Origin of the sequence: Vibrio sp. HS-50-1, assembly GCF_024747315.1 — a bacterium.
Taxonomy (GTDB): domain Bacteria; phylum Pseudomonadota; class Gammaproteobacteria; order Enterobacterales; family Vibrionaceae; genus Vibrio; species Vibrio diabolicus.
Genome location: NZ_JAMPZF010000004.1, coordinates 360,534 through 387,481, shown reverse-complemented (window position 1 = coordinate 387,481; position 26,948 = coordinate 360,534). Strand labels below are relative to the sequence as shown.

Sequence of the window (26,948 nt, the reverse complement as noted above, 5' to 3'; positions counted from 1 at the left end):
CCATATACTGAGAATATAAAGGAAAATCCAATGACTGTTGAAATCAAACCTGGTCAAACTCACATCAAATCCAAGGCAATGGTTGCATGGGCCGCTGGCGAACCACTGAAAATGGAAGAAGTGGATGTACAGCTTCCTAAAGCGGGTGAAGTGCTAGTGCGCATCGTCGCAACAGGTGTTTGTCATACTGATGCGTTCACTCTGTCAGGCGACGATCCAGAAGGCATCTTCCCTTCTATTCTTGGTCACGAAGGTGGCGGTATTGTTGAAATGGTGGGCGAAGGCGTTACCAGCGTTGAGGTTGGCGACCACGTGATTCCTCTTTACACCGCAGAATGTGGCGAGTGTAAGTTCTGTAAATCGGGCAAAACCAACCTTTGTCAGGCCGTGCGTGAAACACAAGGTAAAGGTCTGATGCCCGATGGTACAAGTCGTTTTTCTATCAACGGTGAAACCATCTTCCACTACATGGGTTGTTCTACTTTCTCTGAGTACACGGTACTCCCTGAAATCTCGCTAGCGAAAGTAAACAAAGATGCACCACTTGAAGAAGTGTGTCTGTTAGGTTGTGGCGTAACAACCGGTATGGGCGCAGTTATGAATACGGCAAAAGTTGAAAAAGGCGACACGGTTGCGATCTTTGGTCTGGGCGGCATCGGTCTTTCAGCGATCATCGGTGCACGCATGGTGGGTGCAAGCCGCATCATCGGTATCGATATCAACGAAAGCAAATTCGATCTTGCAAAACAGCTAGGCGCAACCGATGTGATTAACCCACAGAAATTCGACAAGCCTATCCAAGAAGTGATTGTTGAAATGACTGACGGTGGTGTTGACTACTCATTCGAATGTATCGGTAACGTAAACGTGATGCGTCAGGCACTTGAGTGTTGTCACAAAGGTTGGGGTGAGTCGGTGATCATCGGTGTTGCGGGTGCAGGTCAGGAGATCTCAACTCGTCCATTCCAGCTCGTAACTGGTCGTGTATGGCGTGGCTCGGCTTTCGGTGGTGTTAAAGGCCGCTCTGAGCTTCCAGAAATCGTAAACCGTTACATGGCTGGTGAGTTTGGCTTGCAAGAGTTCATTACTCATACAATGGGATTGGCTGACGTAAACAAAGCGTTTGATCTGATGCACGAAGGTAAGAGCATCCGTACTGTTATTCATATGGATCAATAATGCTGCCTCAGGCTCTCCTTTTGGGGAGCCTGAATTCATTCTGTTGTTAGAGAGTTTATTCATGACCATTGAAAATGTAAGCCAAACCAAAGTGTTTGGCGGTTGGCACAAACAATATACACACGAATCCAAAGCCCTAAACTGCACGATGCGCTTTGCGATTTTCTTACCACCGAATGCCACTAAATCGAACCCCGTACCCGCTTTGTACTGGCTATCTGGTTTAACCTGCACCGATGAAAACTTTATGCAGAAAGCCGGCGCATTTCGTATGGCGGCAGAGCTTGGCATTGCGATCATTGCTCCGGACACGAGTCCAAGAGGCGAAGGTATCGCTGACGATGAAAACTATGACCTGGGTAAAGGAGCTGGCTTTTACCTTAATGCGACTCAAGCACCTTGGTCACTGCATTACTTCATGTACGATTACGTGACTAAAGAGTTACCAGAGATCATTGAAAGCAATTTCCCTGTCTCAGAAGTAAAATCCATTTCTGGGCACAGCATGGGAGGTCACGGAGCATTAACCATTGGTCTGAAAAACACAGAACAATATCGCTCAATATCGGCGTTTAGCCCTATCTGTAACCCAGTCCAATGCCCTTGGGGACAAAAAGCCTTTACTGCTTACTTAGGCAAAGATATTGAGAGCTGGAAGCAATACGATGCAAGTGAGCTTCTCAAGCAAAAACCATCACCACTTCCTATTTTGGTTGATCAAGGTGATGCTGATGGCTTCCTTAACGAGCAACTTAGGCCAGAAGCGCTGGTTGCTGCAGCAAAAGTGCATGATTCAAACCTGAACTTAAGAATGCAATCTGGTTACGACCATAGCTATTATTTCATCTCAAGCTTTATTGACGATCATCTCAACTTCCATGCGAAGTATTTGTTTGCCTAATTCATAGAAGTAACTTGATGAATTAAAAAATAAAGTCACCTACCTAGGTGGCTTTATTTTTGGTGCGTATTAACATACCAATCTTAAATAACATTGGAATAAAGATAGAGAACAATGTAAGGATGAAATCGGATTCGCTTATACCTCAATCATTAACCCTTCTAATTCTCATTCACAATACAATTCATCGGTTGAAAATAGGATTAATTTCCATTAAAAATCTGCGAACTGACACGAATTCGTTATAGAGAGAAATAATAACGCATATTTCTGACCTTTTAATTAAGAAGTCACTTAATAACCTTGACGTACAGTAAACCGACAGTTACTTTTCAAACATAACATATTATAAAATCTCATCCGGTTGGCTCTATTATTACAATTACAAATAAAGTACCGCTAGCACCTTTGTCCTAGCTCAGCAAAAAGAATAAAACTCAAAGGGCATATGATGAAAAAGATAGTCGCGCTAGGTCTGTTTTTTGTTGCGCCATTCTTATCTGCAAGTACGATCGTATTTAGCAGTAGCCAACAACCTAGTGTCACATTAAAACTGGAAGAGATTCAATCTTTACCAACCACCAGCTACACAACCACGCTGCCTTGGATCCCTGCTTCTTCTGAATTTCTTGGGGTCAAACTTAGCACGCTCCTCACCCACGTCTATGGCAAAGTGCCAGAACAAGTTGATGTCAGTAGCTTGAATGACTATCACTCGACACTGTCTCGACAAGACATTCTTAGATACCAACCAATACTGGCTTACCAACAAGATCAACACTATATAAAAGTCAGGAATAAGGGGCCATTTTGGGTAATATACTCTCTTAGTCTCTATCCTGAGCTCAACTACAATAAATATCACGCGCAAATGGTCTGGCAAGTAAATGAGATGAAAGCAAAATAATAAGAATGAAGTTATCAGAACCCACCTATCAAAAGCAGAGAGCACCACAATACTCTACAACCAGTAAAATGTTGCTTGTGGTGTTTGCCACTTCTTTGCTTCTCGCAAATGTATTGCTTCTGCAACAGACACGCGCACTGTCACAAAACTTTAATAATGAGCAAAAACAAGCAACCTGGTTTTTATTCCAACTCTCTAAAGAGCTTTCGGAGCTTGTCGGAGAAGCGAGACGAGTCGATGAAAATGTATTAAATATCGAAGGTGCAGAGCTGCAATATGAATTGGCCTGGAGTAGATTCGATTTATTAATTAGTAGTAATGAAGCCTACACTTTTTTCTCTCGAAATAATATGCATCAGTATTTCATTGATCTTTTTGAGGAATTTCAGGGGCTGGAAGCGCAATTAGTTGAAGCAAGAACTGGCGATAGCCAAGCTGCGGCTCAATTTTATCGATCCACTCAAACACTGTACTTAAGCTTGGTCGATTTCGTTAATCAGAACTTTCGCCTAAGCAGCAAAGTCTATGAGGCACAGAAAGGAGAAACGCAACGGTTAATGCAAGCGCAGTATATGCTGTTTGCTACATTCGTTTTGTCGATCCTGTCTCTGACTTATTTCTTTTATCGTGAATCCCATTTCCATAGAAAACTGGCGCTCAGCGACCCACTGACTCATCTTGGAAATCGCAATGCACTATTTATCAACCTGAATGAGCTCACTCAAGAGAAAAGGCCTTTTTCTCTGTGGATTTTAGATTTAAATGGTTTTAAAAGCATCAACGATACACACGGTCATCAAGTGGGAGACACCGTACTGCGTGAAATTGCTAGACGGCTTAAATCTATGGCGTTGAATGATTTTACCGTCTATCGCATGGGAGGCGATGAGTTCGCCGTCATCCTCGAAGGGGAGCATGTTGATGAAGAAGGCGTTCGTGAGCATATCAATGCGGTATTTGATGCGCCAATACTAAACTCCGACAACGTCGCAACACTATCAACCAGCATGGGCTTAGCGCAATACCCAAAAGACAGTAACAATGTTGACTTTCTTATCAGCATAGCGGATAAGCGCATGTACAAAATGAAATTTCAACGTTAAAAGGTATTTATGATGAGAAAGTTCATGCAAATACTGCTTCTACTGGCAGTCATTGCGGCAGGTGTGTTGGCTTGGGTATTTATTCCATCGCACGAAACCATCGGGCAAAAAACGCTTGAGCAGGCACTCAACGACGACTACAGCCTCGTTGGGCATCGAATCTACTCAACCGATCCGGATGCTGGCAACCGATTCGGCTACTTCGTATTGGCAACTGGCCAGAGCATTGAAGAGCAAGAGCCGTTTTTGGTCACTTCGGATCAGTTTATTCGCATGGAACAAACGGGTGATAACACCTTGTCTGTGACCGTCAATGGCCATATCTACCAATACCACAACGACTTGTGGGTACCAAAATCGGATGGAAAGTTGCAGCACTTTTTGGTCAGCGCAACTGCCAACTACGTGCGCTAAAAAACGGGAACATTACTACCCCCTCCCACCACACAAAAAAACAAAGCCCCGCATGCACTGCCGGGCTTTTTACGTTAACAAGAAAAGAACATCGAAAGGGGGGCGTTACTTCGCTAACACTTTCTCTTTAATCACTTTGAGTACCCCAGCCTCTTGGTTGCTTGGCGCAGAATAACGAGCGATTTTCTTAATCTCTTCATGCGCATTGGCAACCGCGTACGAATGCTCACTGACTTGCAGCATTTCGAGGTCATTGAGGTAATCACCAAACGTCATGGTTTCTGCCGGAGTAAAATTCATCGTCTCTTGAAGATGCTTAATGGCCGCGCCTTTAGACGCCTCGGCATTCATCACATCCAGCCAAATTTTTGCGCTCACCACAACTTTATGCGTTGCGCCAAACTTCGCGTTCATGGTCGGGAACAAGAGCTCTTCCGAACCGTCAAAGTGACAAATTGCTACCTTAATAAACTCGTCTTCGACCTCAAGTAAATCCGGCACGTATTCACAGCGGTGGTAATACTTTTGAAACTCTTCCAGTGATTGCTGATCATGCGTTTCGATGTACGCCGAGCGCTTGCCACACAATACGATGTTCGCCCCGTCAATTTCACGAGCCGCTTTCACAATCTCCGCCACTTCCGCTTTAGGAATGGTGCAACTGTAGAGCTCTTTGTCTTGGTACATCACCAAGGTGCCGTTTTCGGCCACATACAACACTCGATCTTTGATTGGCGCGAACGTGTCTCGCAGGCTGTAATACTGACGACCAGACGCAGCGGAGAACAAAATACCTTGCTCTTCCAATTGCAAAAACAGGTCGAAAAACTCTGGATCCAAACGACCATATTGGTCAAGCAAAGTGCCATCCATATCGGAAGCAATAAATTTGATGCGAACTTGTGACATTAACTAAAACTCTAAATGACGCTGCGAAAAATATATCCATGTAAGGTACAGGATCTTGTATGAATCTCAAGTCGGGATGACGAGGCCTTTCGCGATTACCAATGGTGCTGTTTAAAGTAATCTTCACTGTGATCGATGAAGGCTCTCACCGCCGGAGACAAGTGTTTACGCGATGAATATAGCGCGTAAATGTTGAGATCATTTGGCTTCCAATCCGGCAACACCGACTCAAGCTGACCCGATTGCAGATAGATATTGCTCAAATAGGTTGGCAGCATCGAAATACCCATGCCTTGCAAAGCACCATGCAATAACGCCGTGGCCTCATTGCTGGTTAGGCGACACTCAATTCCCACCGATTCGAACTGGTAGCCCTGAGACAAATGCCACACGTGACGCTCAAAGTTTTTGTAACCCAAACAGTCGTGTGAAGATAAATCTCGCGGATGCGCGATCGCGCGATGAGTTTGCAAGTATTGCGGTGATGCCACCAACACCGATTCACACACCGCAATCGGCTTACCAATCAAAGAAGGATCGGGATCTGACGCAATTCGGATTGCCAGATCGATGCGTTGCTCGGTTAGGTCACTCACTGAATCTTGCAGATCAATGTCGATATGCACTTTGGGGTGCTTTTGCATAAAGCTGTTTACTGCTGGGATCAACTGTGAGAACCCAAATGAAGTGCTAGACGCGAGACGGATTTTTCCGGACAGCTCACCATCAACGGCAATGTTCGACGTCAACGTATCGGCCTGTTTTAACCAGCGCTCAATCTGAGGCAAGCTGCGCTCCCCTGCGGTGGTGAGTGACACCTTGCGCGTAGTGCGGTGCAACAAACGAGTTTGTAGCCAGTTCTCCATCGCCTCTACATAACGAGTCACCATTGGCCGAGACATGTTTAACCGCTCGGCGGTAGCGGTAAAACTGCCAGAATACACCACATCCACAAATACTTTTGCTGCCGTTACTCTGTCCATACATTTGCTCGAAATAAGAAATAGTGATGCACATTATTGTGTATTTTTCCGAGCGTATCAATTTCCTAATATAGCTCCCGTTCCCAAGCCATGGTCGCTTGGCCCCAAATTCTTTAGGAGCTTATTATGAAAAAATTCACTTTGATTGCTGCATCCATTTTAATGGCAAGCCCTGTTCTAGCGGCAAACCACTCTCCCCTTACTCTTGAGGTTTACAACGCCGACGGTAACAGCTTCCACGTAAACTCAACCTTGGTATACGGTGAGACTGACGCCATGGTTATCGACACTGGCTTCACCAAAGCTGACGCGATGCGCATTGCCGCTAAAGTGCTGGACTCAGGCAAAACACTTAAAACCATTTTTATCAGCCAAGCGGACCCAGATTACTACTTTGGCGCAGAGGCCTTACACCAACAGTTCCCTGATGCGCAGATCATCACAACGCCTGCGGTTCAAAAAATTATTAAAGAGAAATTGGCTGGAAAGCTGGCGTACTGGGGGCCAAAGCTTGGCGCAAACGCACCGGTAAAACCAGTGATCCCTGTCGCGTACGATAAAGCATCATTAGAGCTAGAAGGTCATAAGATTGAAATCCGTGGTAACCATGGCACATCAGCACACCGCCCTTACCTATGGATTCCAGATAACAAAGCGATTCTAGGTAACGTAGCCGTGTACTCAAACGTACATTTGTGGATGGCAGATGCCGCTGACCAAACCGCCATCAATGCTTGGGAGCAGCAACTTAGCGAGATGCTTGCGCTTAAACCTCAAGTGGTCATTCCTGGTCACATGAAAGCAGGCACAAAGCTGAACGCAGACACCATTCGCTACTCGCAACAATACTTGCAGGATTTTCAGCAAGCGAAAAAACACAGCAATAACAGCGCTCAACTCATTGACACCATGTCTGCGAAATACCCAGAAGCTCAATTGCCAATCGCGCTAGAAATCGGTGCGAAAGTGCATACTGGTGAAATGTCATGGTGACCTTGCATTACTTCTTCGATCCCATGTGTGGTTGGTGCTACGGGGCATCACCACTCATCGAAGCCTTGATGGACACCTCTCAATTTAAGGTAGAGCTTCATCCCGGCGGTATGATTGAGAAACGCGCGATTGAATCTGAATTTCGTCAGCACATCATCAACAGTGACGCTCGTATCGCAACCGAAACCGGAGCAACGTTTGGTGAAGCATATCTGCAACGCGTGAAAAGCGAAGATGCGTTTGTTCTTGATTCTTATCTACCCACACAAGCGATCTTGAGTGCGGAGAAAATGGGGCTGAATCCATGGCACATGCTAAAGGCCATCCAATCTGCGCATTATCAGCTCGGGTTAAAAGTGAATGAAGCATCGACGCTCAAAGCCATTGCAGAATCGCTAGGTTTAGCAAGTGATGCGTGGGAGCAAAACATGACGTTAAGCGAAGCCGAACTAGATGAGAGAATTCACTCCAGCCGACAGTTGATGCGACAGTTACACGTTGGTGGTTATCCAACCCTGATTGCAGAAGTAAATGGCGAGTACTTGACCTTGCCGCACTCGACCTACTACGACAAACCGGCACAGTGGAAGCTTGCATTACGAAAACTGCAATAAACTCTTCCCCACTCGCTCTTGTCCTTAATCCAAGAGCGAGTGCCAACACCGACATGGCAATCCTGACTCAAACAGGTACAATCCTCGCTTGATTTTTTACTCGCGCGGATACCCACCATGCACTCGCCTGAACATTGTTTTACTCGTTTTACTGCTGATACTTCTGGTTATGAATTACCAACGCAGTTTACGTTTCCGTTCTACTACACGCCGCATCCTCTTTGCGTTATAGCCGCAAAGCAATTGCAACAGCATTTATTAGCGCAAACCGACTTCGAACACGATTTTGGTTTGGTTAATGAAGAAACGGGGCGAGGCAAAATGTTTGGCATATTGCTGGTAAAAAGCCCTCAAGGCGAGCTCGGCTTTTTAAGTGCATTTTCTGGCAAAATTGCTGACCAAAACTTGATTCCAGGATTTGTCCCTCCTGTGTACGACATGCTGACCGATGAAGGCTTCTTCCGCGCAGAAACGGATGCCATCAACGCCGCCAATGCGGAGTACAAAACCTGTGCCGCGAATCCGGAATTAGCGGATCTTAAAGCGCAAATACAAGCCGACCGAGCCGCTTATCAACAAGAAGAGCAAACACAGCGCCAAGTGATGATTGACGGCCGCGCCGCGCGCAAACGACAGCGTCAACAGGGCGAGCAAACACTCAATGCCGATGACCTCAAAATCTTATTGGATGAATTGGGTAAACAAAGTGTCGCCGAGAAAAACGTTCTCAAATACTTAAAGCAAGCGTGGGATGAAAAGCTTGCAATCAAAGAAGCGCGCTTGGCCGAGTTAGAGCAGCAACTTGCTCACCTTAAAGAGCAGCGCAAAACGCTCTCCAACGCTTTGCAGCACAAATTGCATAAACAATACCGCTTCCTAAACAACCATGGCGAAGCACGCGACTTGGTGGACATTTTTGCGGACACCACAAACCCAATCCCACCAGCAGGTGCGGGGGAATGTGCTGCGCCAAAACTGCTTCAATACGCGTTTAAACACGGATTCAAACCGCTGGCGCTGGCAGAGTTTTGGTGGGGTGTGTCGCCAAAGTCTGAAGTTCGCCAACACAAAAAATTCTACCCATCGTGCAACAGCAAATGTCAGCCGATTTTGGGCCATATGATGCAAGGGCTGGATGTCGAACCTAACCCATTGGCGGAGAATTGGGCAGAAGACAAAGAGCTAGAGATAATCTACCAAGACGACGCTATGGTCGTCGTCAACAAGCCCTCGGGCTTACTTTCAGTACCAGGTAAAACTATCAAGGACTCTGCTTATACGCGCCTACAAGCGATGTTCCCTGATGTGGAAGGGCCGTTTGTGATTCATCGCCTCGACATGGCGACCTCTGGCATTTTGGTGTTTGCCTTAACTAAGCGCGCGAACAAAAGTCTGCAAAAACAGTTTATGGCTCGCGGCGTACAAAAACGTTATATGGCACTGCTCGAAGGCGTATTGAACGAGCCGGAAGGGGAAATTTCACTGCCAATGCGTGGCGACCCAGACGACCGCCCACGTCAACTGGTGTGTTTTGAACACGGGAAACATGCAGAAACCTACTGGCAACTGATTGAAGTCAAAGATGGACGCAGCAAGGTATACATGTATCCGAAAACCGGGCGAACTCACCAACTACGTGTACACAGTGCTCATCACATGGGGTTAAATATGCCGATGGTTGGTGATGGTTTATACGGCGAAAAAGCGAATCGCTTACACCTGCATGCTGAGATGCTAGAGCTGGCTCATCCATACAGCAAAGAGCGCATGGTGTTCAAAGCTGAGTGCGAATTCTAACGTCTTCCAGATTTTAAATAACAAAAAGGCACTGACTAACAGTGCCTTTTGGGGCTTCTAACAACAGAATAAGCGTGATGCGTGATACAGCAAACTGTTAGCTCACCTTAAACTTGGTCCACACCTGAGAGCGCCAACGCCTTGCCATGATGATACCACGCACCCATTCATCGAGAGCGATTGCCATCCAAGCCCCTAAAACGCCATAACCCATGTGGATGCCAAAGATGTAAGAGAAAAGCACGCCTAGTCCCCACATACTCAAAATCCCCATTTGCACTGGGAACTTGATGTCACCCGCGCCTTTGAGCCCCGCGATAAAAATCAGGTTAAACACACGTCCGGCTTCGAGCAAAATTGAGCCCATGACTAACGAGCTTGCCAATGCGAGTATTTCCGGTTGATCGGTAAACACACGTAGAATCTCTTCTCTAAACAGGTAAATCAGTGTGGTTGCCGCCGTTGATGCCACAAACCCCACTAAGAAGTAGATTTGTACGCGTTTTAAAATGCTGCTCACCCAACCTTTACCGATGTAGTAACCAGTCTGAATTTGCGCAGCCTGACCAATTGCCAACGCGAAAGCAAACGAGAAACGGGCAATGTTTTGCGCATAAGTGAAAGCTGCCAACGATGCCGTCCCCATTTGCACCACAAAGTACACAATGCAGATTTGCGCCACGTTGTAAGACAGCACTTCACCCGCGTTCATACCGCCGATTTTTAAGATTTTTTTATAAATCTCTGCGGGTACTTGTTTCATGGTCGACATTGGTAGTTCAATGCTACTGCGTGCGAGAATAAACCATAACATTAACGTACCGATGACTTGGCTGACGACGGTTGCTATTGCTACACCCTGCACACCATACACAGGTAAACCGAATGGCTGGTAAAGCGCAATATAGTTACCAATGATGTTAAACACACCCGAGATCAAGTTCACCACCATTGGAGAGCGTGAATAGCCATGGCTACGCAGAATGGTCGTAAAAACAACGCCAATCGTAACGTTAAACGTCATCGCACCGCTGATCAGCAGATATTCACGTGCGTATTGCTCGACTTGTGCCTCCAAACCGTAATACGGGAGCAGGAATATCGCGCCAAGCACGGCAATCACACTCAAGAACGCACCGACAATCACGGACAGCGCAATACTTGCAACGCCGACGTTCACAAACTCTTGCTCGCGCCCTGCGCCATTGTATTGGGCAATCAAAATCCCCGTTCCGCTGCTGACAAACGTCGAAACGATGATTAAGAAAAAGGTAATCTGCGTGATCACACCAACAGCGGATACGGCTTTGTCCGAGTAGCCACTCAGCATGAACACGTCACTGGTTCCTAAAGCCGTCCGTAGCAAAATTTCGACAAGAATCGGCCAAGCTAACGCCACAATGGACATTCGCTGGTTGATGTTCTGGCTTTTAGGCATGTTTGTAACCTTTCCTACAACTATAAACTGCCTCACAAAATGTGTGAGGCAGTTTGGAAAAAGAGTAACTAGAACGAAGCTCGAGATGAGGTCGTGATTTAGCGCGGATTCTAGTCGCATATTGGTCACAACGACAACAATATTTCGCTCTGTTTCGGAAAAATATTTCTAATGCTTTTTCACAACGAAAAACTCATTGACGGAACTTAGAGATCATCGATTGACGAACAATGACCTCAATAGGTAGAAGGCGCAGTTCATGCTAGTCCCAACAGAGTTGAGTCAGGATAGATCCTGCAAATACGGCGGTGGAAATGCATTACTTGAAATTATTAATCGGACCATCTGAAACCATAAAGATCCGCCATGGAAAACTTTATAAGCCTTTGTTGTGCTTTGAGCACTCTCACCAAACCACACTTCTAGGCCCATACTAAAAATGACTGACATCACATTTGGAAACTTTGTTGTTCTATTCATCGCTAAAATACCGCCTAGAATAAGCGTACACGTTAATTAAGCAAGGATACGTAATGTCGACATTGGCTGGAGCACGCTTAGAGGAAATGGCGGATATCCGCTCAACAAGAAAAAAGAAAATTGTCTTTTTATGCTCCAGTATCGCCGCGGCATGTTTAACTTATGGCTCCATTGCTCAATTGTTTGAGGATAATTGGGGATTAAGCTTTTTCCATGCTCTGTGTGCCTTAGCCTGTTTAGGTATCAGTTATGTGATAAAGGTTCAACGACATCATCAATATGCCGACCTATGGCTGAGTGCAGTTTTGATGTTCGAAGGGTTATTGCTACTTCTGTATAACGATGCCCCCTCAGGCAAACTGCTATGGCTATACCCTATTGTCGCCACTCTGGTGCTGATCAATGAGTTTAAAGTCGGTCTGCTGTTTAGTGGCACCTATATCTTACTGATCTTTTTTGGCGTCGTTTTTTTAGATCGGCTACCAACAGCCAGTGACATCATAGAACGACGATTTATGCTGACCCTGATAGCAACTGCATTTGTGTGTCACACATTCTCGTACTACTACACAAAAGTCCTCAACTACATTCAAACACTTTATCGTGAAGGGATTGAAGAGTTGGCGTATTTTGACCAACTCACAGGGCTTGCCAACCGCTGGAGCTTTGAAACTTGGGCACGTGCAAAGCTCGATGAGATCAACCATTCATCTGATGACAGTATCACTGCTCTGGTCTTCCTAGATATTGATAACTTCAAACACATTAACGATACCTACGGACACGATATTGGTGACCAAGTGCTTCAAGCCTTTGCAACTCGATTAAAAAACAATGTTCGCCATAAAGACAGAAAAACCGACAAACACGACTACTCCATCGCTCGATTTGCGGGCGACGAGTTTGTGCTCATGCTGTACGACATAAACAGTAAAGATGACCTAGACAGCATTTTGAAACGTATTGTGAATCTATTCCCAAAAGGCTACCGAAGCTACGATATGATTAACGAGTTAACAATGAGTGTGGGCGCTGCTATCTACAAACAAGATGCGAAGGATTTATCTGAATTGACTCGGTGCGCAGATAAAGCAATGTATGCGGCTAAACACACAGGGAAAAACCAATACGCGTATTACGAGCACTGCAATACCGAAGAGAAGTCAGCCTCTGAAACACCGACTGTATCAGAAGCTTGCTAATGGTTAGGCGAATACATGCATCACCCATAGCCCCAGCACCAGAAATACGATTAGCCACACAGCTTGCAGCACTCTGCTCGGCTTATCTTGCTGGCGACTGAATTGGCCTTTAAACGCACGGTCCTTCACTTTGCCCATTAAGCCTTTCCCTAGGGCACGTCGATAGAATTCACGTCTCTTATGGGCTGCATTGGCGACCTCGGTAAAACGATGTCTTTGCTCATTGGTGAGATCTTTGTCCTCGTAACGAGGAGGGAGATCAGAATGCTTGCGTTGTACTGCCATCACTTCCTCCCTGGTCGATGGGTACATTTTTATTAAGTATATACCCAAATAACCAAAAAGATGCGTTATAAGTGAAGCACATAGCCGAAAAAACCACCCGAAGGTGGCTTTATCACAGGCAAAAAGTGCGCTTTAGAAGTACTCACATAAATACGCGGTCGCGTCTTTCACATGAAGCTCAAATGAGGAGTTCCCTTCCACTTCAAAAAACTCACCACTTTGGTAAGTCGTCCAATCACTTTCGCCGACACGCTTGACCACAAGCGCACCTTTTACAACCGTCATACGCTCAGGCGCTTGAGTGCCGAACGTGTATTCACCAGGAAGCATTACACCAACGCTAACGTCCTGATCATTCTGGTTAAAGCCTAGTGATTTTACACTACCTGCAAAATAGCTATTTTCCTTAATACTCATTATTGGTTTCCTTATCAAAAGTCCGCTCTTTTTTACCTTGTTTCTTCCTGTTACTCAAGCTCTGAAAGCCATTAAGCTCAACGTTATAAAGCACATCCTTTGCTACTGAGCGAGGCCACCTTTTTCTAGGCTTAACCAGACGACGTAATTAGTGAGATAAAGTCGGTGAATTAGTTAACGCTAGCAAACAATAAACCATCAATAAGAGTGTATCCGAATGTAAAAGTGGACATTAGATCATAATTTCTTAGTCTTAATGGCGGGATTGTTTGTTTTTGAGAAGGAAGGTTTCCACCATATTAAAAAAGGGAAGAAAAGTAGACCAATGACGGACTCAACTCGCCGAAGGCGGAAAACAAGACAGGAACCAAAACTTTCATTTTGGGCTCGCCACCAATCCAAAGTCCTCAAAAGCACATTTGCCGTTTTTGGGGTGGGTCTTTTGACGTTTTTCAGCTATCAAATCCACCTATCCTATCAAGACCATATTGACCCGGAAAAAGTCTACGGCGAGTGGATTGAGATCGGCGCGCCACCCTACCAAACAGAACGTCTGACTTTCACGGAGGATGGGGTATATCGAAACCATCGACTCATCACGACAGAATTTGAATTCGATGGAAAGGTCATCACGTTGAACACCGGATTAGGAAAAACCGCGTACCAGATCTCGGGCTCTCACCTTTCACCTCAGATTCGCCGTATTGAGCCTCTTATTCCAGACCAACGATTCATCCGTAAGGGATTTGAGCATACCGTTCAAGGCTCAGAAACCGGAGCGGCTTCAAAACGTCGTGCTGCATTAAGTGAACATTTTAGCCGTGACTAGCACGTCTTCACGGCTATTTCTCCTTTCAATTCTCTTTCTACTTCGATGAAACAAAACCTTAATAAACAATGAAATAAGGTATTCATCGCATTTATCCCACCCGATACTGAGTAAACAATAATTTTAGTTTCTGCTGAGATTTTATAAATTATTGACTCAGTCTGACACTTTCTGTGTAACAGAGTGCGAGTTTTAGTTAAGTTCTCTCAAGTGCCTCGAAAACCGTCTTAATTTTTTTTGACGAAAAAAAACTCTCTGAAATGCTGAGTGTGATGCTTTTGCACATGGAGTAAATCCAATCATCTTATCTGGTGCAAGAGCAGCCTATGTTCTAGGTAGAACATGAATCCAAGGATTGAGAGAGAAGTTATGATTCGATTTAACCTATGTGCAGCTGGCGTTGCTTTAGCACTATCAGGTGCTGCAGTTGCAGCTCCAACCGCACCAAGTATCGATATGTACGGTTCCAACAACCTTCAGTTTTCTAAAATTGAACTCGCGATGGAAACCACGTCAGGCTACTACGACATGGTGAAATACCATGAGCAAGCGAAGATCACTGTTAAGTTTAACCAGTGGAGTGGCACGCCAGGTGATACTTACAACGTCTATTTTGATGGTGCAAAAGTAGCAACCGGCCCAATCACTGGTAGCCAAACAACAGCGACATTTGAATATGGTCAGGGCGGCCTATACCAAATGGAAATCGAGGCGTGTGATGCGACAGGTTGTGCGAAAAGCGCACCATCTGAAATCACGATTGCAGATACCGATGGTTCTCACTTGAAGCCACTGACGATGAATGTTGATCCAAACAACAAAACGTACAATACCGATCCAAGTGTCGTGATGGGTACGTATTTTGTTGAGTGGGGCATCTATGGTCGTGACTACACGGTCGATAACATGCCAGTCGACAACTTGACTCACATCCTTTACGGTTTTATCCCAATTTGTGGCCCAAATGAGTCTGTGAAGTCTGTTGGCGGCAACAGCTTCAATGCACTACAAACCGCTTGTACAGGCGTGCCTGACTACGAAGTCGTGATCCACGACCCTTGGGCCGCTTATCAGAAGAGCTTCCCACAAGCTGGTCATGAATACAGCACACCTATCAAGGGTAACTACGCAATGCTAATGGCATTGAAACAACGTAACCCTGATCTAAAAATCATCCCATCTATCGGTGGCTGGACGCTGTCTGACCCATTCTTCGATTTCGTAGACAAGAAAAACCGAGACACATTCGTCGCATCGGTTAAGAAGTTCCTGAAAACTTGGAAATTCTACGACGGTGTTGATATCGACTGGGAATTCCCTGGTGGCGGCGGTGCAGCCGCGGATAAGGGCGACCCTGTAAACGATGGCCCAGCTTACATCGCACTGATGCGCGAACTGCGCGTAATGCTTGATGAATTAGAAGCTGAGACAGGCCGTACTTACGAGCTAACGTCAGCTATCGGTGTCGGTTACGATAAGATTGAAGACGTAGACTATGCAGATGCGGTTCAATACATGGACTACATCTTCGCGATGACTTACGACTTCTATGGCGGTTGGAACAACGTTCCTGGTCACCAAACTGCGCTTTACTGTGGTTCATTCATGCGCCCTGGTCAGTGTGACGGTAGTGGCGTTGATGAGAACGGCGAACCGTACAAAGGTCCTGCTTACACAGCAGATAACGGCATCCAGCTTCTTCTTGCTCAAGGCGTTCCTGCGAACAAGCTAGTACTTGGTACAGCAATGTACGGTCGTGGCTGGGAAGGCGTAACTCCAGATACGCTAACCGATCCAAATGACCCAATGACAGGTACTGCTACAGGTAAACTGAAGGGCAGTACAGCGCAAGGTGTTTGGGAAGATGGCGTAATCGACTACAAAGGCATTAAGTCATTCATGCTAGGTGCAAACAACACTGGCATTAACGGCTTCGAGTACGGCTATGATGCACAAGCAGAAGCACCATGGGTGTGGAACCGTACTACGGGCGAGTTGATCACATTTGATGACCATCGCTCAGTGCTAGCAAAAGGTAGCTACGCGAAGTCTCTAGGTCTTGCGGGTCTATTCTCTTGGGAAATCGACGCGGATAACGGCGACATTCTCAACGCAATGCACGAAGGTATGGCTGGTGGTGTAGTTCCTCAACCAAACCGTAAACCAACCGCAGCTGCTGGCGCAGATCAATCTGTAACTGGCCCAGCAAGTGTGGTTCTAGATGGTAGCCTATCGAAAGACTCTGACGGTACTATTGCGAGTTACGCGTGGGAACAAGTCTCTGGCACTGCAGTGGTACTAGCAGGCGCAGACACAGCGAAAGCAAGCTTTGATGCAGCAGAAGTTACTGTTGAGGAGCAATTAACTTTCAAGCTGACAGTGACTGACAACGAAGGTGCAACGGCATCTGACCTTGTTGTAGTAACTGTGAAGCCAGCAGGTGTGGTTGACCCAGCGAACAATGCGCCAGTAGCGCAAGTTGTTGCTCCAGCAACAGCAAACGCTGGTGACGTTGTGGTTGTAGATGCGTCAGCCTCTAGCGATGCAGACAACGATACTCTTACTTTCAACTGGACGCTGCCTCAAGGTTTGAACGCAACGGTTGAAGGTTCTAAAGTAACTTTCACTGCTGCTGAATATCCGCAAGACACTAGCCTAAGCTTTACCGTAAGTGTGAGCGACGGCAAAGCGTCTTCAACAGCAAGCGCAACTGTGGTTGTTGCACAGCATACCACCGATCCAAACCCAGGCACCTGTGACAACGCATGGGATGCAAGCGCGGTGTACACAGGCGGCAACCAAGTCACGCATGCGGGTAAAACTTGGGAAGCGAAATGGTGGACTCAGGGTGACGATCCTAGCCAATCTGGCGAATGGGGCGTTTGGAAAGAAGTTGGCGTAGCTAACTGTAACTAAGCCCAACCTTGCAGACTTTCTGTAAAGTTAACGATCAAAGGACAGCTTCGGCTGTCCTTTTTTGTTTTTATCTCATAATGAGAAAAGCGATACCACTGACGAAAAACAGTCCGAGGTATTGCTTTCAAATCGAATTAGCCCAAAACGGATCGAGCCGATTAGTAAGAATGAAGATTACCAAGAACGATCGAGTAAACGGTCAAAACTACTGAAGACTTGTCCACACTTCATCACTCGGCCATGGCCTTGACCTTGCGTTGTCACTAACTCAACATTTTCAATCTCTTCAGCGGCTTGTGCAGAGATACTGTACTTAGTGAACTTATCCTGCTCATCATGAACAATGATGGCTGGAGACGAGCGCTCAGCCAAACGCTTCAGCGGATCAATTGACTGTAATGGGTAACCAAATTGATCTTCAACTTCAGAAACTACGGCATTAAAAAGCTTCATCGAATAACCTGAACGCGCAATGCTACCGAATAGGTTCTCTACGTAATTCAATACCGGTGCAATAAGCAGTAAAGGCTTGTTTTCTAATTTGCTATGTCTGCACTCAAGAGCAGAAGCGGTGCCCATGCTGTGCCCAACTAGACCAACAATATCGTCTACCGTATCTAACACATCTTCTAACCCTTTGACAAAACCCGGAATGTGCCCATACTGCCCTTCACTCTCACCATGTGCTGGATGATCGTATGCCAAAGCGGTGAACCCTTTCGACGCAATATGTTCCATCAACGGATAAAACTGACTTGCGGTGCCAGACCAACCATGAGTTAGCACCCAAATAGGTCCAGAGCCCAAAGTGTAGGTTTTGATAATGCCTGCATGCCCTTTAATTTCACCCTTGGCAAGTCCTTGAGGTTCGGTGTTTTTAGGTGCTGTGCGAGCAGGTGTCAGGAGCAACTTACGCGCGGTATTCTTTGCATGGGAAGGGGCCAGCGTATGGTGTAAACGCGTACTGATGTTCACCAAACTGCGCTTAATACTGAAACGTTGCGATGTATTAAAGTAAATTTTTTCACTCATGATTATGTCCTTAACTATCAGCTTCGCACAAAAAATAGAACGGTCGTGCTTTTTATACTGATAAGAAAGAGCGAACTCAGCCGCTCTTTATGATTTTATGTCTACAAATCTGGAAAGCGAATAACTGGTATCAGCCTTTCCAGCGAGAAAATAAGTTGTCGATCCCTTGCCAAAACAGGCGCAAGCTTTCTTCCTCACCTTTAATTGAGTAAAAAACATGCGCACTCAAATAAAGACCGTATAAATCAAACGTTGCTTGGCGTGTATCTAAGTCTGCTGCAAATTCTTGCTTCTCTTTGCCTTTCGTTATTTGGATCTCCAAATAGCTCAGCCAAGTGTCTATGGATTTACGCAGTCCGGCCTGAAGTGGGCAATCTTTATCTGCCGTGTCATTCCAAGCGTCTAGAAACATACAACTTCCTTGAAATGCGTGGTTCCAAGTCATCCAAGAGTCGAGCAACCCTCGAATTTTACGTTCGATATTGCCATCCCCTGCTTCACGAACAGGCTCAATAACTCGGGCGGCGAACACTTTATTGGCGTGCTCCAATACCGATAGTTGTAAATTCAACTTCGAATTGAAGTGGGCAAACAGACCACTTTTCGACATACCGCATTGCTTGGCTAACTCACCAATCGTAAGACTTTCTAATCCGTCTTCGCTGGCGATCTCAAAAGCCCGTTGCAGAATAAACTCTTTTGTCACTTTTCCTTTTTGCATAATCTTATTTTTAGCACGATCGTTCTTTTTTGCAATCTAGAGTTAACTGGTCTAACCATACATTAGTGCTATTTTCGACTCGCTAATCACGTATTGAGTTGGTTAATGGGTTAATAATTAAGAAGTTTGAAGTAAGTCTTAAATTTAAACACAGCTTCAGTGTAAGCGCGAGTCTGTTGACTTTTTCACGCATTAATTCAGCCACAACCTGCTACTTTCACCTAAGTTTTTTTATTTAGGTAAGTAATGTAATGGCAAAGAAACAAAAAATAGCCAGCTTAGAGTTTGCGCGTATTATTGCGATGTTTGCAATTATAGGATTGCACTGCCAGATGGCCCTGACATACTGGCAATGGGATGGAATACCGTGGGTTGGCTATATGCTCAACCAATTGGCTCGTTTTGCTGTGCCACTGTTTTTTCTCATTTCTGGTTATCTTATCCAGCCCAAGCTAAGCCGCGCACCTATCGAAACACTAAAAAACTACGCCAAACCACTGATGAAGGTTTGGCTCATTTGGAGCGTGATCAGTTTATTGATGCCATTCCAGTGGCAAACTGTCGCTGAGGCGGGGTATCTCACCGAAAGGCAGGGCTACTGGGGCTACTTAATGTCGACCCCGTTCAATTCACTCGTCGAAGGCGGGCTCGTTCACCTGTGGTTTATTCCAGCTCTGGTCATTGCCGTTGCCTTAATTGCCTTCCTCGTGCATATCAATATGGCTCAATTGGTACTGCCAACCGCCGTATTGCTATACATATACGGCGTGTTTGCTGGCAGTTATTCGACCATTACCGATCTGCCAGCGCCTTTCTTTACTCGTAATGGGCCGTTTTTCAGTACTTTGCTGGTAACACTGGGTTATCTAGCACGAGAAGAACAGTGGCGATGGTCGCGAAACAATACGATTCGATGCATTCTTCTTGGTATGGCGCTGCATTTTGGTGAAGCTTATTGGCTAATGCAACACGAGGTCGCTTTTAATTCTCACGACTTCCTGTTTGGTACTGTTATCTGGGCCCTGGGTGTCTTCATGTGGCTCTTAGTCCACCCACATTTTGGCGATATGCCTTGGGTATTCAAACTATCTCCTAGCGTGTTAGGCATTTATGTTAGCCATCTGCTTGTGATAATTATTATGATGAATGTCGCTGGATTTATCGGGTTGCAACACCTCGCGAAAGACGCATTTATTTATCCTGCAACGATTGTCGCAACCATAATACTTGTGAAAGCAATTGAGGCTTCACCGTTGAGAAAATGGCTGCTGCGCTAAATCCATTCAGCGCTCGATATAGCTAGCTCTAACTCAAAAGGGTTAGAGCTAGCCAGTTAAAAATGAGATTTCTCTCTCACTGACCAATTTTTGACTTTCTAATCCTTCAGAATTTGCCGTCACTCACAAAAAACATTGTTCATTTCCTTTAAATTGGCTCGACTATTACAACATTGCTCATTAAACGGAGGCTGTATGTGGGCAGGTCAAGGACTCGTTCCTTTTTTAGAGATTAGCCATTGGTTAACTTACGGTTTGTATGCCGCTGTGGTTTTATTTGGCGCAGCAAGCATTGCGTCACTCAGAAAATAGTGGCGCACACTATCATTTCCTAACTCCTACTGTTAATTCGAGCTCTCTCACAACTAACTCATTAATTTGTGGCTAATATTTCTCCAACCAGACAAAGGAGAAATGTCTATGCCAATCTATCCAATTGTGGCTTTCTGCTGTTTGTTATTCTCTAGCGCCACCTTTGCTGCCCCCACCAATGAACTGAACCTTGTTAATTCTGGTGTCGGTTACGCGGCTCTGATTATCTTTTCGATTGCTTACATACTGGTTATGTTGGAAGAGTATCTGAAAATGAGAAAATCCAAGCCTGTGCTGCTCGCTGCAGGGTTAATTTGGATTCTAATTGGCTACACCTTTGCTCAACACAACCAGCCAGAAATCGCCAAATCCGCACTAGAGCACAACTTGTTGGAATACGCGGAACTGCTGCTGTTTTTGTTAGTAGCGATGACTTACATCAATGCTATGGAAGAGCGCAAACTCTTCGATGCCTTACAGGCGTGGATGGTCGGCAAAGGCTTTGGCTTCAAAAAGCTGTTTTGGCTGACGGGGTTTCTCGCCTTTATTATTTCACCGATTGCCGATAACTTAACCACAGCCCTCTTGATGTGCGCTGTAGTGATGAAAGTCTCTGGTGATAATCCTAGATTCGTGAATCTTGCTTGTATCAACATTGTTATCGCTGCCAACGCTGGCGGTGCATTCAGCCCATTTGGTGACATTACGACCCTGATGGTGTGGCAAGCCGGGCATGTCAGCTTTGCTGAATTCATCCCGTTATTCGTCCCGTCACTGGTGAACTACTTGGTTCCTGCATTTTTGATGTCACTCTTTGTTCCAAACACCAAACCGAATACGATTCACCAACACGTAGAACTGAAACGCGGCGCGAGACGCATTGTCGCACTATTCATTCTGACGATTGCCACCGCAGTCTCTTTCCACGCTTTGCTGCACTTCCCACCCGTTATGGGCATGATGATGGGCTTGGCCTACTTACAATTTTTCGGCTACTTCTTACGCCAAACACTCAAACATTCCTTGGCAAAAAAAGCGGCCATGGCAATTGCCAATGGCGACGATCACGCATTAAAACGCTTAGGTTCAGTCGTTCCGTTTGACGTGTTCCACCGTGTATCTCGCGCAGAATGGGATACCTTGCTGTTCTTCTACGGCGTAGTGATGTGTGTCGGCGGTTTGAGCTTACTTGGCTATCTCGAACTGGTTTCAAACGTCATGTACAACCAATGGAACCCTGTCTGGGCCAACGTGATGGTTGGTGTTCTATCTGCCATCGTCGATAACATTCCGGTTATGTTTGCTGTACTGACTATGGAACCAAGCATGTCGATGGGGAACTGGTTACTTGTCACATTGACTGCGGGTGTGGGGGGCAGCTTGCTTTCAATTGGCTCTGCGGCAGGTGTCGCATTAATGGGAGCCGCGCGTGGTCAATATACCTTCTTTGGCCACCTAAAATGGGCTCCCGTCATCGCCTTGGGTTATGCCGCCAGTATTGCAGTACACTTGTGGATGAATAGCGGTTTATTTACCTAAAAGCACCGTGAGTCAGGCGCTTAACTTGCGATATAACCTAACTGTCGGATGGATGGTTAACGCCATCCATCACTTCGATAGTTCCCAATTCATATGGGTTGACGCCCTCTAAACAGCCGACATTATAGCCGTACTCACTCGGGTCAGAGCGACGCTGATGGTGCGTATAAATACCACATTCGCCACAGAAAAAGTGCTTCGCTGTGCGAGTGTTAAATTGATACAGCTTCAAAACGTCTTCGCCTTGCACGATACGAATACCATTCAGAGGCACAGATGCCACAATCGCGCCGCGACGTCGACACATGGAGCAATCACATCGTCTCGGCTTCTCAATACCATTAGGTAATGCAAGTTCCAGCTCAACTTTTCCGCAGTGACAACTCAGTCGATGTAATGCGTTGATTTGGGTAGTGCCGACTTTCTTAATCATAACTTTTCCTTGTTGTTTTTCTACCTGTGTACATTATGTTAAACAGGCTAGCATCAGCACAATCTTGTCCAAAAACTCGACATTCATCACTTTTCGCGACATTTTATTGGCCGATTTGTTAGTTGCTGTTTTGGCAACTGTTTATCTCGCTGGATGGACGTGTTGTCTCCGGCGCGGTTTTTAAACCAAGGAAAAAATTTTATGGATAAAGATCATAGCCTAAGAGAGAACCTCTTGGCTCTGACGCTCGGCAGTGCGTTAGTGTCGCTTGGGGTAATATTTTTCAGCAAAGTAGGATTGCTCACCGGCGGTACGGCTGGTTTGGCGATCTTCCTTACCAAAGTGAGTGACTTCAGCTTTGGTCAGATATTTTTCGCTCTCAACCTCCCTTTTTATATTTTGTCTGTAATGCGCATGGGATGGCGCTTCACCATTAATACCTTCATTGCGGTCTCGATTGTTTCTTTTGCGGTCGATCATCTGCACCATGTGATTGAAATTTCACGAATCGAACCTTTCTATGCAGCACTTCTAGGTGGTGGGTTAATTGGAATAGGTATGTTGGTGATTTTCCGTCACAAGATGAGTTTAGGCGGTTTTAACATTCTAGCGTTGTACCTTCAGGAACGTTTTGGGATTCGAGCTGGTAAAGTTCAGATGGCGCTCGATTGTGCCATCGTAGTGATGTCGCTGTTCATTGTGGATGTGCACCTTATCGCTCTATCCGTCTTGGGTGCCGTGGCGACAAACTTGATTTTGGCGATGAACCATAAACCAGGACGATACCAGGCAAAAGCGCAAATAGCATAATCAACATCGTGTAATGAGTGAACTTACAAAATATGAGCCCCGAGCCATTCGCTCGGGGCTTTTTTATTCAACGTTGAGATCATGTCAACGAACTCGTTGTGCAGTATTGCTGCATCCCCACATCCACTCGAGCTTTATATTTCTGGCTAAGATGGAAGTGCACTTGCATCAGCAAATCATGCGCATGGAACAGCTCAAACGCGTCACCACCATTTTGCTGACAAATGGCTTCGCAGCGCTCGGCATGCTGCTTGGCTTGTCCGGCTTCACCCGCTTTGAGTAAACTCATCGCTAAGCGATACTCAGCACGTTCTTCTTGCATCCAACCACCCGCCACTTTCCAGTAATCCAACGCGAGCTTCGCCGCTTCTAGCATCCTCGATTTTTCCACATCCGTGCGCTCAGCCAGCGCTTCATACTGACACGCCAAGTTGTTTGCTGTGATTGCGATAGAGCGCGCTAGCGGCCCTTCAGCATCTTGTGGTGTCATACCTAGCGCGGCTTTCGCCAGCCATTGGCTCGCCAGCTCAAGCTGAGCAAGCGCAGACAGTTCATTCGAAATCAAAGCGTAAACTCGTCGTTGGTCTTGCTCTTCCAATAATTCCATATTGTCAGTGCCATCTACGAAGTAGCGCGCAACGGCAATATTGCGTTGCAATGCCGAACTCTCGGCAACCTTGCGTTCATCAAAGCGCTCTAAACAAGCAAGAAACGGTTCTGGACGCTGGAGGTGCCCAATCGCGGTGTGCAGCATCAATGCGAATATTCGCTCGATGTGGTTAACGTTTTCCACCTCACTCAGAGCCGTTTCCAATTGAGCATAAGTTTGTTCGGGCTGTGTTTCGTGATGCTGCCAACACTCACTCATGAATGCATCAAAATCCGTTTTGAAAGGCATGTCCTTATTATCCTTTTTCTATTCGTATAACGAATATGAAACTCTACACTATCGTTTCCCCTGTGTAGCACGCTTAATCACAATATGAGAATCGCCTCACTTAAAGTGGTGTACCTTGCTCCAACGCAAGTAAACGTTGCTTGCGCTCTACTCCACCAGCATACCCTGTCAATTTACCGCTTTTGCCAATAACGCGATGACAAGGCACCACGATAGAAATAGGGTTTTTTCCGTTTGCCAACCCAACAGCGCGCACAGCTTTAGGGTTGCCAATCGCGTTGGCGAGATCTTGATAGCTCCACGTCTCGCCGTATGGAATGGTCGTTAGTGCCTGCCAAACTTGATTTTGAAAATCCGTGCCTGTAGCCGCCAAAGGCAGCTCAAATTCATTACGTAGGCCAGAAAAATATTCATTCAACTGGGTAACAGCTTGGCGCAAAATCGGGTGTTGATCGTCTCGCGCTCCCAGTTCACTCGGCTTAGTGGTGCATGTTTCAAACCAAATGCCAAGCAAGCCCTCAGTGTTAGATTGGATGGTCACCGTTCCTAATGGGCTCGGCATTTCGGTATAAAATGTTTTCATGATTGATTCCATAAGTGAAACGTCGCGTAGCTTCCCCAAGGGGCCGCAGTGTGCGTATTCAGTGATGGGTAACGCTGCATCGCCTTTTTCACCACTAAGTCTTTATCTAAAAAGCAATCGGGTTGAGATTGCCCTCGCAGTTGAGCATAACTGACTGTCCAAGGTCCAATGCCTTTCAAAGCTAGCCACTGCTGGGGGTCGGCTTCTGAGTTGTCCTGCATGAACTGGGCGAAGCGCACTAGCGTCTCTTTACGGCTTTGCGGCATGCGCAAAAAGCTCACGTCGGTATTCGCTATCGCATCTGGTGTCGGGAAAAAGCGTTTTTCTGACTCTCCACTAAGTGTGGCCACCAATAAGTTAAGTTGACCAATCGCCGCTTTGACCGACACTTGTTGGCCTAAAATCGCTCGAACTCCAGCCTCCCATGCATTCCATACACCAGGAATCCGAATACCTTTACTCGACACAAGCCCCGGTGCAACATAATCCAAATGCTGCTCAACAGTACAAATATCGGCGTCAAGATCGAACATACGACGAATGTCAGACACCAAGTTTTGCAGCTTCGTTACGTCTTCAATTTCAAACGCTAGCTCTAGGTACCCTTCACCTTTGGTCGCTTTAAACCAGGCTTTGCTGTTATCCAAAAAAACGTTGCGCTGATAACTCTCATCACTCACCAGCTCAACCCCCTCAATCGCTCGTAAACGGTAGAAGTCCAACATGTGCTGCCAATTCAATTCACCTCGATAAGGCAAGGCAATTCGATTGCTACCCATACCGTCAAACTCTTTGCGACGGACTTGAGAAGGCGTCAGTTTGAGAAACTTTTGGAAAGCATCGTTAAAGCGGCGTGTACTATTAAAACCGGCGGCGAAGCCTACTTCCGTGACCGACATAGAACTGGAATGAAGTAACTGTTTGGCGAACATTAATTGTTGATATTGCGCATACTGCTTGGGTGACATGCCTAGATACTGCTCAAACAACATACGTAAGTAACGGTCAGAAATCCCAACACGCTCAGCCAACTCAGACACCGAATGGTGATGCAACTCCCCTCTATCAATTAACGAAATCGCTCGTTGAAAGGTCGTCTCGACACCTTTCCATGCCCAAGATCCAGGAGCGCTATCAGGTCGACAGCGTAAACACGGACGGTACCCTGCTTGAAGGGCTTGCGCTTTATCGGTGAAGTACTCTACATTTTCTTCTTTAGGTAAATTAGCCGGACAAATTGGGCGACAAAAGATCCCCGTTGTTTTCACAGCCACATAAAATCGCCCATCAAAGCGGCTGTCTCGCGCGACTCGAGCCTTATGACACTGCTCGAAAGTCAGTGAGGTATGGGGGTGAATAAACATAGTGCTTTCCTTGCTCATGCCTTTTGTCATTTATTGTTCATAGGCATAGTTCAATATAATGTTATTGTAGCTTGCTTAAGCGTCTACAATTAGCCATTTTCGGAACTCAATATTGAGATTTATTGGCATTAGCGCTTTTGTACACTAAAGTTAGATTCAGAACATCACAACAACGTCGGCTAAAGGGAATTGGCATGGACTTACACACTTGCGTAATTGTACTAAGAAACCAAAAGGTTATTACCAGTAAATCCGTAGATCATTCAATTGGAATTATCGAACGAGACTCAGATAACGAGATCTCAGAAATTCAAATTAATGCCACGGATGGGCGTAATATTCGAACCTATCACTACAACAATGTAGAGGAGTCACTAGAGAGCTTAATGAACCTCTGACGGTTTTCTTTAACACACCTTTCTCCCTTGTTAATAGCGAAAGCAATAGAGCACAGCAACCTGTGCTCTTTTTTTGTTTAACAGCAAAAATGTTTATCGAAAATAATGATGGAGCCTGATTTAAAACACGACAAAACTGGCATAAAAAACTCATAAAAAACACTCAAGCAACTGATTAAAAATAACAAAAAACCATTATTCAATTTTTTAGAAC

General features: G+C 45.8%; 26 protein-coding genes. 15 read left to right on the top strand and 11 right to left on the bottom strand.

The window, feature by feature from the left end; all coding sequences use genetic code 11:
* Positions 1-30 precede the first annotated feature (30 nt).
* From NDJ01_RS04885 to NDJ01_RS04865, 5 genes are all read left to right on the top strand, one after another.
* A complete protein-coding gene (locus tag NDJ01_RS04885) occupies positions 31-1,179 on the top strand; it encodes an S-(hydroxymethyl)glutathione dehydrogenase/class III alcohol dehydrogenase (RefSeq protein ID WP_005391984.1) in 1,149 nt (382 codons plus the stop codon).
* Positions 1,180-1,240: 61 nt separating this feature from the next.
* Positions 1,241-2,080, top strand: a complete 840-nt coding sequence (fghA, locus tag NDJ01_RS04880) for an S-formylglutathione hydrolase (protein WP_258586359.1) — start codon at positions 1,241-1,243, stop codon at positions 2,078-2,080.
* 451 nt (positions 2,081-2,531) lie between these two features.
* Positions 2,532-2,987, top strand: coding sequence for a hypothetical protein (locus NDJ01_RS04875; protein WP_005391987.1), 456 nt, complete (start codon positions 2,532-2,534; stop codon positions 2,985-2,987).
* 5 nt (positions 2,988-2,992) lie between these two features.
* A complete protein-coding gene (locus NDJ01_RS04870) occupies positions 2,993-4,090 on the top strand; it encodes a GGDEF domain-containing protein (protein WP_258586358.1) in 1,098 nt (365 codons plus the stop codon).
* 24 nt (positions 4,091-4,114) lie between these two features.
* Positions 4,115-4,504 carry a hypothetical protein gene (locus tag NDJ01_RS04865; protein ID WP_242446587.1) on the top strand — a complete coding sequence of 130 codons (390 nt, stop codon included), beginning with the start codon at positions 4,115-4,117 and terminating at the stop codon, positions 4,502-4,504.
* Between the two features lie 105 nt (positions 4,505-4,609).
* Here the strand turns inward: NDJ01_RS04865 and NDJ01_RS04860 are convergent, their stop codons facing one another.
* Complete coding sequence (locus NDJ01_RS04860) at positions 4,610-5,413, bottom strand: HAD family hydrolase (protein WP_225461468.1); 804 nt, start codon at positions 5,411-5,413, stop codon at positions 4,610-4,612.
* A gap of 95 nt (positions 5,414-5,508) precedes the next feature.
* Positions 5,509-6,396, bottom strand: coding sequence for a LysR family transcriptional regulator (locus tag NDJ01_RS04855; RefSeq protein WP_258586357.1), 888 nt, complete (start codon positions 6,394-6,396; stop codon positions 5,509-5,511).
* Positions 6,397-6,522: 126 nt separating this feature from the next.
* Here NDJ01_RS04855 and NDJ01_RS04850 point away from each other — a divergent pair, with 126 nt between their 5' ends.
* The 3 genes from NDJ01_RS04850 (at position 6,523) to NDJ01_RS04840 (ending at position 9,800) form a co-directional block, all read left to right on the top strand.
* The gene (locus tag NDJ01_RS04850) at positions 6,523-7,389 is read left to right on the top strand and encodes an MBL fold metallo-hydrolase (protein WP_006740944.1); all 867 of its coding nucleotides are present in this window, start codon (positions 6,523-6,525) and stop codon (positions 7,387-7,389) included.
* Entirely contained in the window at positions 7,383-8,003 is a 621-nt protein-coding gene (locus tag NDJ01_RS04845; protein WP_258586356.1) for a DsbA family protein, read from the top strand. The genes NDJ01_RS04850 and NDJ01_RS04845 overlap by 7 nt, the downstream gene beginning before the upstream one ends.
* Positions 8,004-8,120: 117 nt before the next feature.
* Positions 8,121-9,800, top strand: coding sequence for an RluA family pseudouridine synthase (locus NDJ01_RS04840; RefSeq protein ID WP_258586355.1), 1,680 nt, complete (start codon positions 8,121-8,123; stop codon positions 9,798-9,800).
* Positions 9,801-9,897: 97 nt separating this feature from the next.
* On the opposite strand, the gene NDJ01_RS04835 is transcribed toward NDJ01_RS04840, so the two are convergent.
* Positions 9,898-11,238: an MATE family efflux transporter gene (locus NDJ01_RS04835; RefSeq protein ID WP_258586354.1), complete on the bottom strand. Its 1,341-nt coding sequence runs from the start codon at positions 11,236-11,238 to the stop codon at positions 9,898-9,900.
* Positions 11,239-11,771: 533 nt separating this feature from the next.
* On the opposite strand from NDJ01_RS04835, the gene NDJ01_RS04830 reads away from it, so the two are divergent.
* Positions 11,772-12,920: a GGDEF domain-containing protein gene (locus NDJ01_RS04830; protein ID WP_104973238.1), complete on the top strand. Its 1,149-nt coding sequence runs from the start codon at positions 11,772-11,774 to the stop codon at positions 12,918-12,920.
* A gap of 3 nt (positions 12,921-12,923) precedes the next feature.
* Here NDJ01_RS04830 and NDJ01_RS04825 read toward each other — a convergent pair whose 3' ends face one another.
* The gene (locus NDJ01_RS04825) at positions 12,924-13,205 is read right to left on the bottom strand and encodes a hypothetical protein (RefSeq protein WP_005392005.1); all 282 of its coding nucleotides are present in this window, start codon (positions 13,203-13,205) and stop codon (positions 12,924-12,926) included.
* Between the two features lie 132 nt (positions 13,206-13,337).
* Entirely contained in the window at positions 13,338-13,622 is a 285-nt protein-coding gene (locus NDJ01_RS04820) for a pyrimidine/purine nucleoside phosphorylase (RefSeq protein ID WP_047009740.1), read from the bottom strand.
* A gap of 325 nt (positions 13,623-13,947) precedes the next feature.
* On the opposite strand from NDJ01_RS04820, the gene NDJ01_RS04815 reads away from it, so the two are divergent.
* Both NDJ01_RS04815 and NDJ01_RS04810 read left to right on the top strand, forming a co-directional pair.
* Positions 13,948-14,451, top strand: coding sequence for a DUF2850 domain-containing protein (locus NDJ01_RS04815; protein WP_258586353.1), 504 nt, complete (start codon positions 13,948-13,950; stop codon positions 14,449-14,451).
* 369 nt (positions 14,452-14,820) lie between these two features.
* Positions 14,821-17,367 (top strand): glycosyl hydrolase family 18 protein, encoded by a 2,547-nt coding sequence (locus NDJ01_RS04810; RefSeq protein ID WP_161444181.1) that lies wholly within the window; start codon positions 14,821-14,823, stop codon positions 17,365-17,367.
* A 174-nt stretch (positions 17,368-17,541) separates the two neighbouring features.
* Here the strand turns inward: NDJ01_RS04810 and NDJ01_RS04805 are convergent, their stop codons facing one another.
* Both NDJ01_RS04805 and NDJ01_RS04800 read right to left on the bottom strand, forming a co-directional pair.
* The gene (locus NDJ01_RS04805; protein WP_258586352.1) at positions 17,542-18,399 is read right to left on the bottom strand and encodes an alpha/beta fold hydrolase; all 858 of its coding nucleotides are present in this window, start codon (positions 18,397-18,399) and stop codon (positions 17,542-17,544) included.
* 130 nt (positions 18,400-18,529) lie between these two features.
* Positions 18,530-19,120 (bottom strand): TetR/AcrR family transcriptional regulator, encoded by a 591-nt coding sequence (locus NDJ01_RS04800; protein WP_005392013.1) that lies wholly within the window; start codon positions 19,118-19,120, stop codon positions 18,530-18,532.
* Between the two features lie 251 nt (positions 19,121-19,371).
* Between NDJ01_RS04800 and NDJ01_RS04795 the strand changes: the two genes are divergently transcribed.
* Both NDJ01_RS04795 and nhaD read left to right on the top strand, forming a co-directional pair.
* Positions 19,372-20,397, top strand: a complete 1,026-nt coding sequence (locus NDJ01_RS04795; protein WP_258586351.1) for an acyltransferase — start codon at positions 19,372-19,374, stop codon at positions 20,395-20,397.
* A gap of 420 nt (positions 20,398-20,817) precedes the next feature.
* Positions 20,818-22,248 (top strand): sodium:proton antiporter NhaD, encoded by a 1,431-nt coding sequence (gene nhaD, locus NDJ01_RS04790; RefSeq protein ID WP_005392020.1) that lies wholly within the window; start codon positions 20,818-20,820, stop codon positions 22,246-22,248.
* A 37-nt stretch (positions 22,249-22,285) separates the two neighbouring features.
* Here the strand turns inward: nhaD and NDJ01_RS04785 are convergent, their stop codons facing one another.
* The gene (locus tag NDJ01_RS04785) at positions 22,286-22,681 is read right to left on the bottom strand and encodes a GFA family protein (RefSeq protein WP_053809316.1); all 396 of its coding nucleotides are present in this window, start codon (positions 22,679-22,681) and stop codon (positions 22,286-22,288) included.
* 201 nt (positions 22,682-22,882) lie between these two features.
* Between NDJ01_RS04785 and NDJ01_RS04780 the strand changes: the two genes are divergently transcribed.
* Positions 22,883-23,491 carry a YitT family protein gene (locus tag NDJ01_RS04780; protein WP_006740933.1) on the top strand — a complete coding sequence of 203 codons (609 nt, stop codon included), beginning with the start codon at positions 22,883-22,885 and terminating at the stop codon, positions 23,489-23,491.
* A gap of 79 nt (positions 23,492-23,570) precedes the next feature.
* On the opposite strand, the gene NDJ01_RS04775 is transcribed toward NDJ01_RS04780, so the two are convergent.
* From NDJ01_RS04775 to NDJ01_RS04765, 3 genes are all read right to left on the bottom strand, one after another.
* Positions 23,571-24,389, bottom strand: coding sequence for a hypothetical protein (locus NDJ01_RS04775; RefSeq protein WP_258586350.1), 819 nt, complete (start codon positions 24,387-24,389; stop codon positions 23,571-23,573).
* A 100-nt stretch (positions 24,390-24,489) separates the two neighbouring features.
* Positions 24,490-24,972 carry a methylated-DNA--[protein]-cysteine S-methyltransferase gene (locus NDJ01_RS04770; protein WP_005392035.1) on the bottom strand — a complete coding sequence of 161 codons (483 nt, stop codon included), beginning with the start codon at positions 24,970-24,972 and terminating at the stop codon, positions 24,490-24,492.
* Positions 24,969-26,336 carry an AlkA N-terminal domain-containing protein gene (locus NDJ01_RS04765; RefSeq protein ID WP_258586349.1) on the bottom strand — a complete coding sequence of 456 codons (1,368 nt, stop codon included), beginning with the start codon at positions 26,334-26,336 and terminating at the stop codon, positions 24,969-24,971. Before NDJ01_RS04765 ends, NDJ01_RS04770 begins: the two co-directional genes overlap by 4 nt.
* A gap of 194 nt (positions 26,337-26,530) precedes the next feature.
* Here NDJ01_RS04765 and NDJ01_RS04760 point away from each other — a divergent pair, with 194 nt between their 5' ends.
* Positions 26,531-26,734, top strand: a complete 204-nt coding sequence (locus tag NDJ01_RS04760; protein ID WP_017633816.1) for a hypothetical protein — start codon at positions 26,531-26,533, stop codon at positions 26,732-26,734.
* The last annotated feature ends 214 nt before the right edge of the window (positions 26,735-26,948 follow it).

Excerpts from the sequence above, each read along its gene's own strand:
- NDJ01_RS04830 (WP_104973238.1), top strand. The coding sequence starts at position 11,772 with ATGTCGACATTGGCTGGAGCACGCTTAGAGGAAATGGCGGATATCCGC.
- NDJ01_RS04785 (WP_053809316.1), bottom strand. The coding sequence starts at position 22,681 with ATGATTAAGAAAGTCGGCACTACCCAAATCAACGCATTACATCGACTG.
- NDJ01_RS04810 (WP_161444181.1), top strand. The coding sequence starts at position 14,821 with ATGATTCGATTTAACCTATGTGCAGCTGGCGTTGCTTTAGCACTATCA.
- NDJ01_RS04835 (WP_258586354.1), bottom strand. The coding sequence starts at position 11,238 with ATGCCTAAAAGCCAGAACATCAACCAGCGAATGTCCATTGTGGCGTTA.
- NDJ01_RS04805 (WP_258586352.1), bottom strand. The coding sequence starts at position 18,399 with ATGAGTGAAAAAATTTACTTTAATACATCGCAACGTTTCAGTATTAAG.
- NDJ01_RS04800 (WP_005392013.1), bottom strand. The coding sequence starts at position 19,120 with ATGCAAAAAGGAAAAGTGACAAAAGAGTTTATTCTGCAACGGGCTTTT.
- NDJ01_RS04860 (WP_225461468.1), bottom strand. The coding sequence starts at position 5,413 with ATGTCACAAGTTCGCATCAAATTTATTGCTTCCGATATGGATGGCACT.
- NDJ01_RS04780 (WP_006740933.1), top strand. The coding sequence starts at position 22,883 with ATGGATAAAGATCATAGCCTAAGAGAGAACCTCTTGGCTCTGACGCTC.
- NDJ01_RS04815 (WP_258586353.1), top strand. The coding sequence starts at position 13,948 with ATGACGGACTCAACTCGCCGAAGGCGGAAAACAAGACAGGAACCAAAA.
- NDJ01_RS04775 (WP_258586350.1), bottom strand. The coding sequence starts at position 24,389 with ATGCCTTTCAAAACGGATTTTGATGCATTCATGAGTGAGTGTTGGCAG.
- NDJ01_RS04765 (WP_258586349.1), bottom strand. The coding sequence starts at position 26,336 with ATGTTTATTCACCCCCATACCTCACTGACTTTCGAGCAGTGTCATAAG.
- nhaD (WP_005392020.1), top strand. The coding sequence starts at position 20,818 with ATGCCAATCTATCCAATTGTGGCTTTCTGCTGTTTGTTATTCTCTAGC.
- NDJ01_RS04875 (WP_005391987.1), top strand. The coding sequence starts at position 2,532 with ATGAAAAAGATAGTCGCGCTAGGTCTGTTTTTTGTTGCGCCATTCTTA.
- NDJ01_RS04845 (WP_258586356.1), top strand. The coding sequence starts at position 7,383 with ATGGTGACCTTGCATTACTTCTTCGATCCCATGTGTGGTTGGTGCTAC.
- NDJ01_RS04850 (WP_006740944.1), top strand. The coding sequence starts at position 6,523 with ATGAAAAAATTCACTTTGATTGCTGCATCCATTTTAATGGCAAGCCCT.
- NDJ01_RS04870 (WP_258586358.1), top strand. The coding sequence starts at position 2,993 with ATGAAGTTATCAGAACCCACCTATCAAAAGCAGAGAGCACCACAATAC.
- NDJ01_RS04825 (WP_005392005.1), bottom strand. The coding sequence starts at position 13,205 with ATGGCAGTACAACGCAAGCATTCTGATCTCCCTCCTCGTTACGAGGAC.
- NDJ01_RS04820 (WP_047009740.1), bottom strand. The coding sequence starts at position 13,622 with ATGAGTATTAAGGAAAATAGCTATTTTGCAGGTAGTGTAAAATCACTA.
- NDJ01_RS04760 (WP_017633816.1), top strand. The coding sequence starts at position 26,531 with ATGGACTTACACACTTGCGTAATTGTACTAAGAAACCAAAAGGTTATT.
- fghA (WP_258586359.1), top strand. The coding sequence starts at position 1,241 with ATGACCATTGAAAATGTAAGCCAAACCAAAGTGTTTGGCGGTTGGCAC.
- NDJ01_RS04855 (WP_258586357.1), bottom strand. The coding sequence starts at position 6,396 with ATGGACAGAGTAACGGCAGCAAAAGTATTTGTGGATGTGGTGTATTCT.
- NDJ01_RS04840 (WP_258586355.1), top strand. The coding sequence starts at position 8,121 with ATGCACTCGCCTGAACATTGTTTTACTCGTTTTACTGCTGATACTTCT.
- NDJ01_RS04795 (WP_258586351.1), top strand. The coding sequence starts at position 19,372 with ATGGCAAAGAAACAAAAAATAGCCAGCTTAGAGTTTGCGCGTATTATT.
- NDJ01_RS04885 (WP_005391984.1), top strand. The coding sequence starts at position 31 with ATGACTGTTGAAATCAAACCTGGTCAAACTCACATCAAATCCAAGGCA.
- NDJ01_RS04865 (WP_242446587.1), top strand. The coding sequence starts at position 4,115 with ATGCAAATACTGCTTCTACTGGCAGTCATTGCGGCAGGTGTGTTGGCT.
- NDJ01_RS04770 (WP_005392035.1), bottom strand. The coding sequence starts at position 24,972 with ATGAAAACATTTTATACCGAAATGCCGAGCCCATTAGGAACGGTGACC.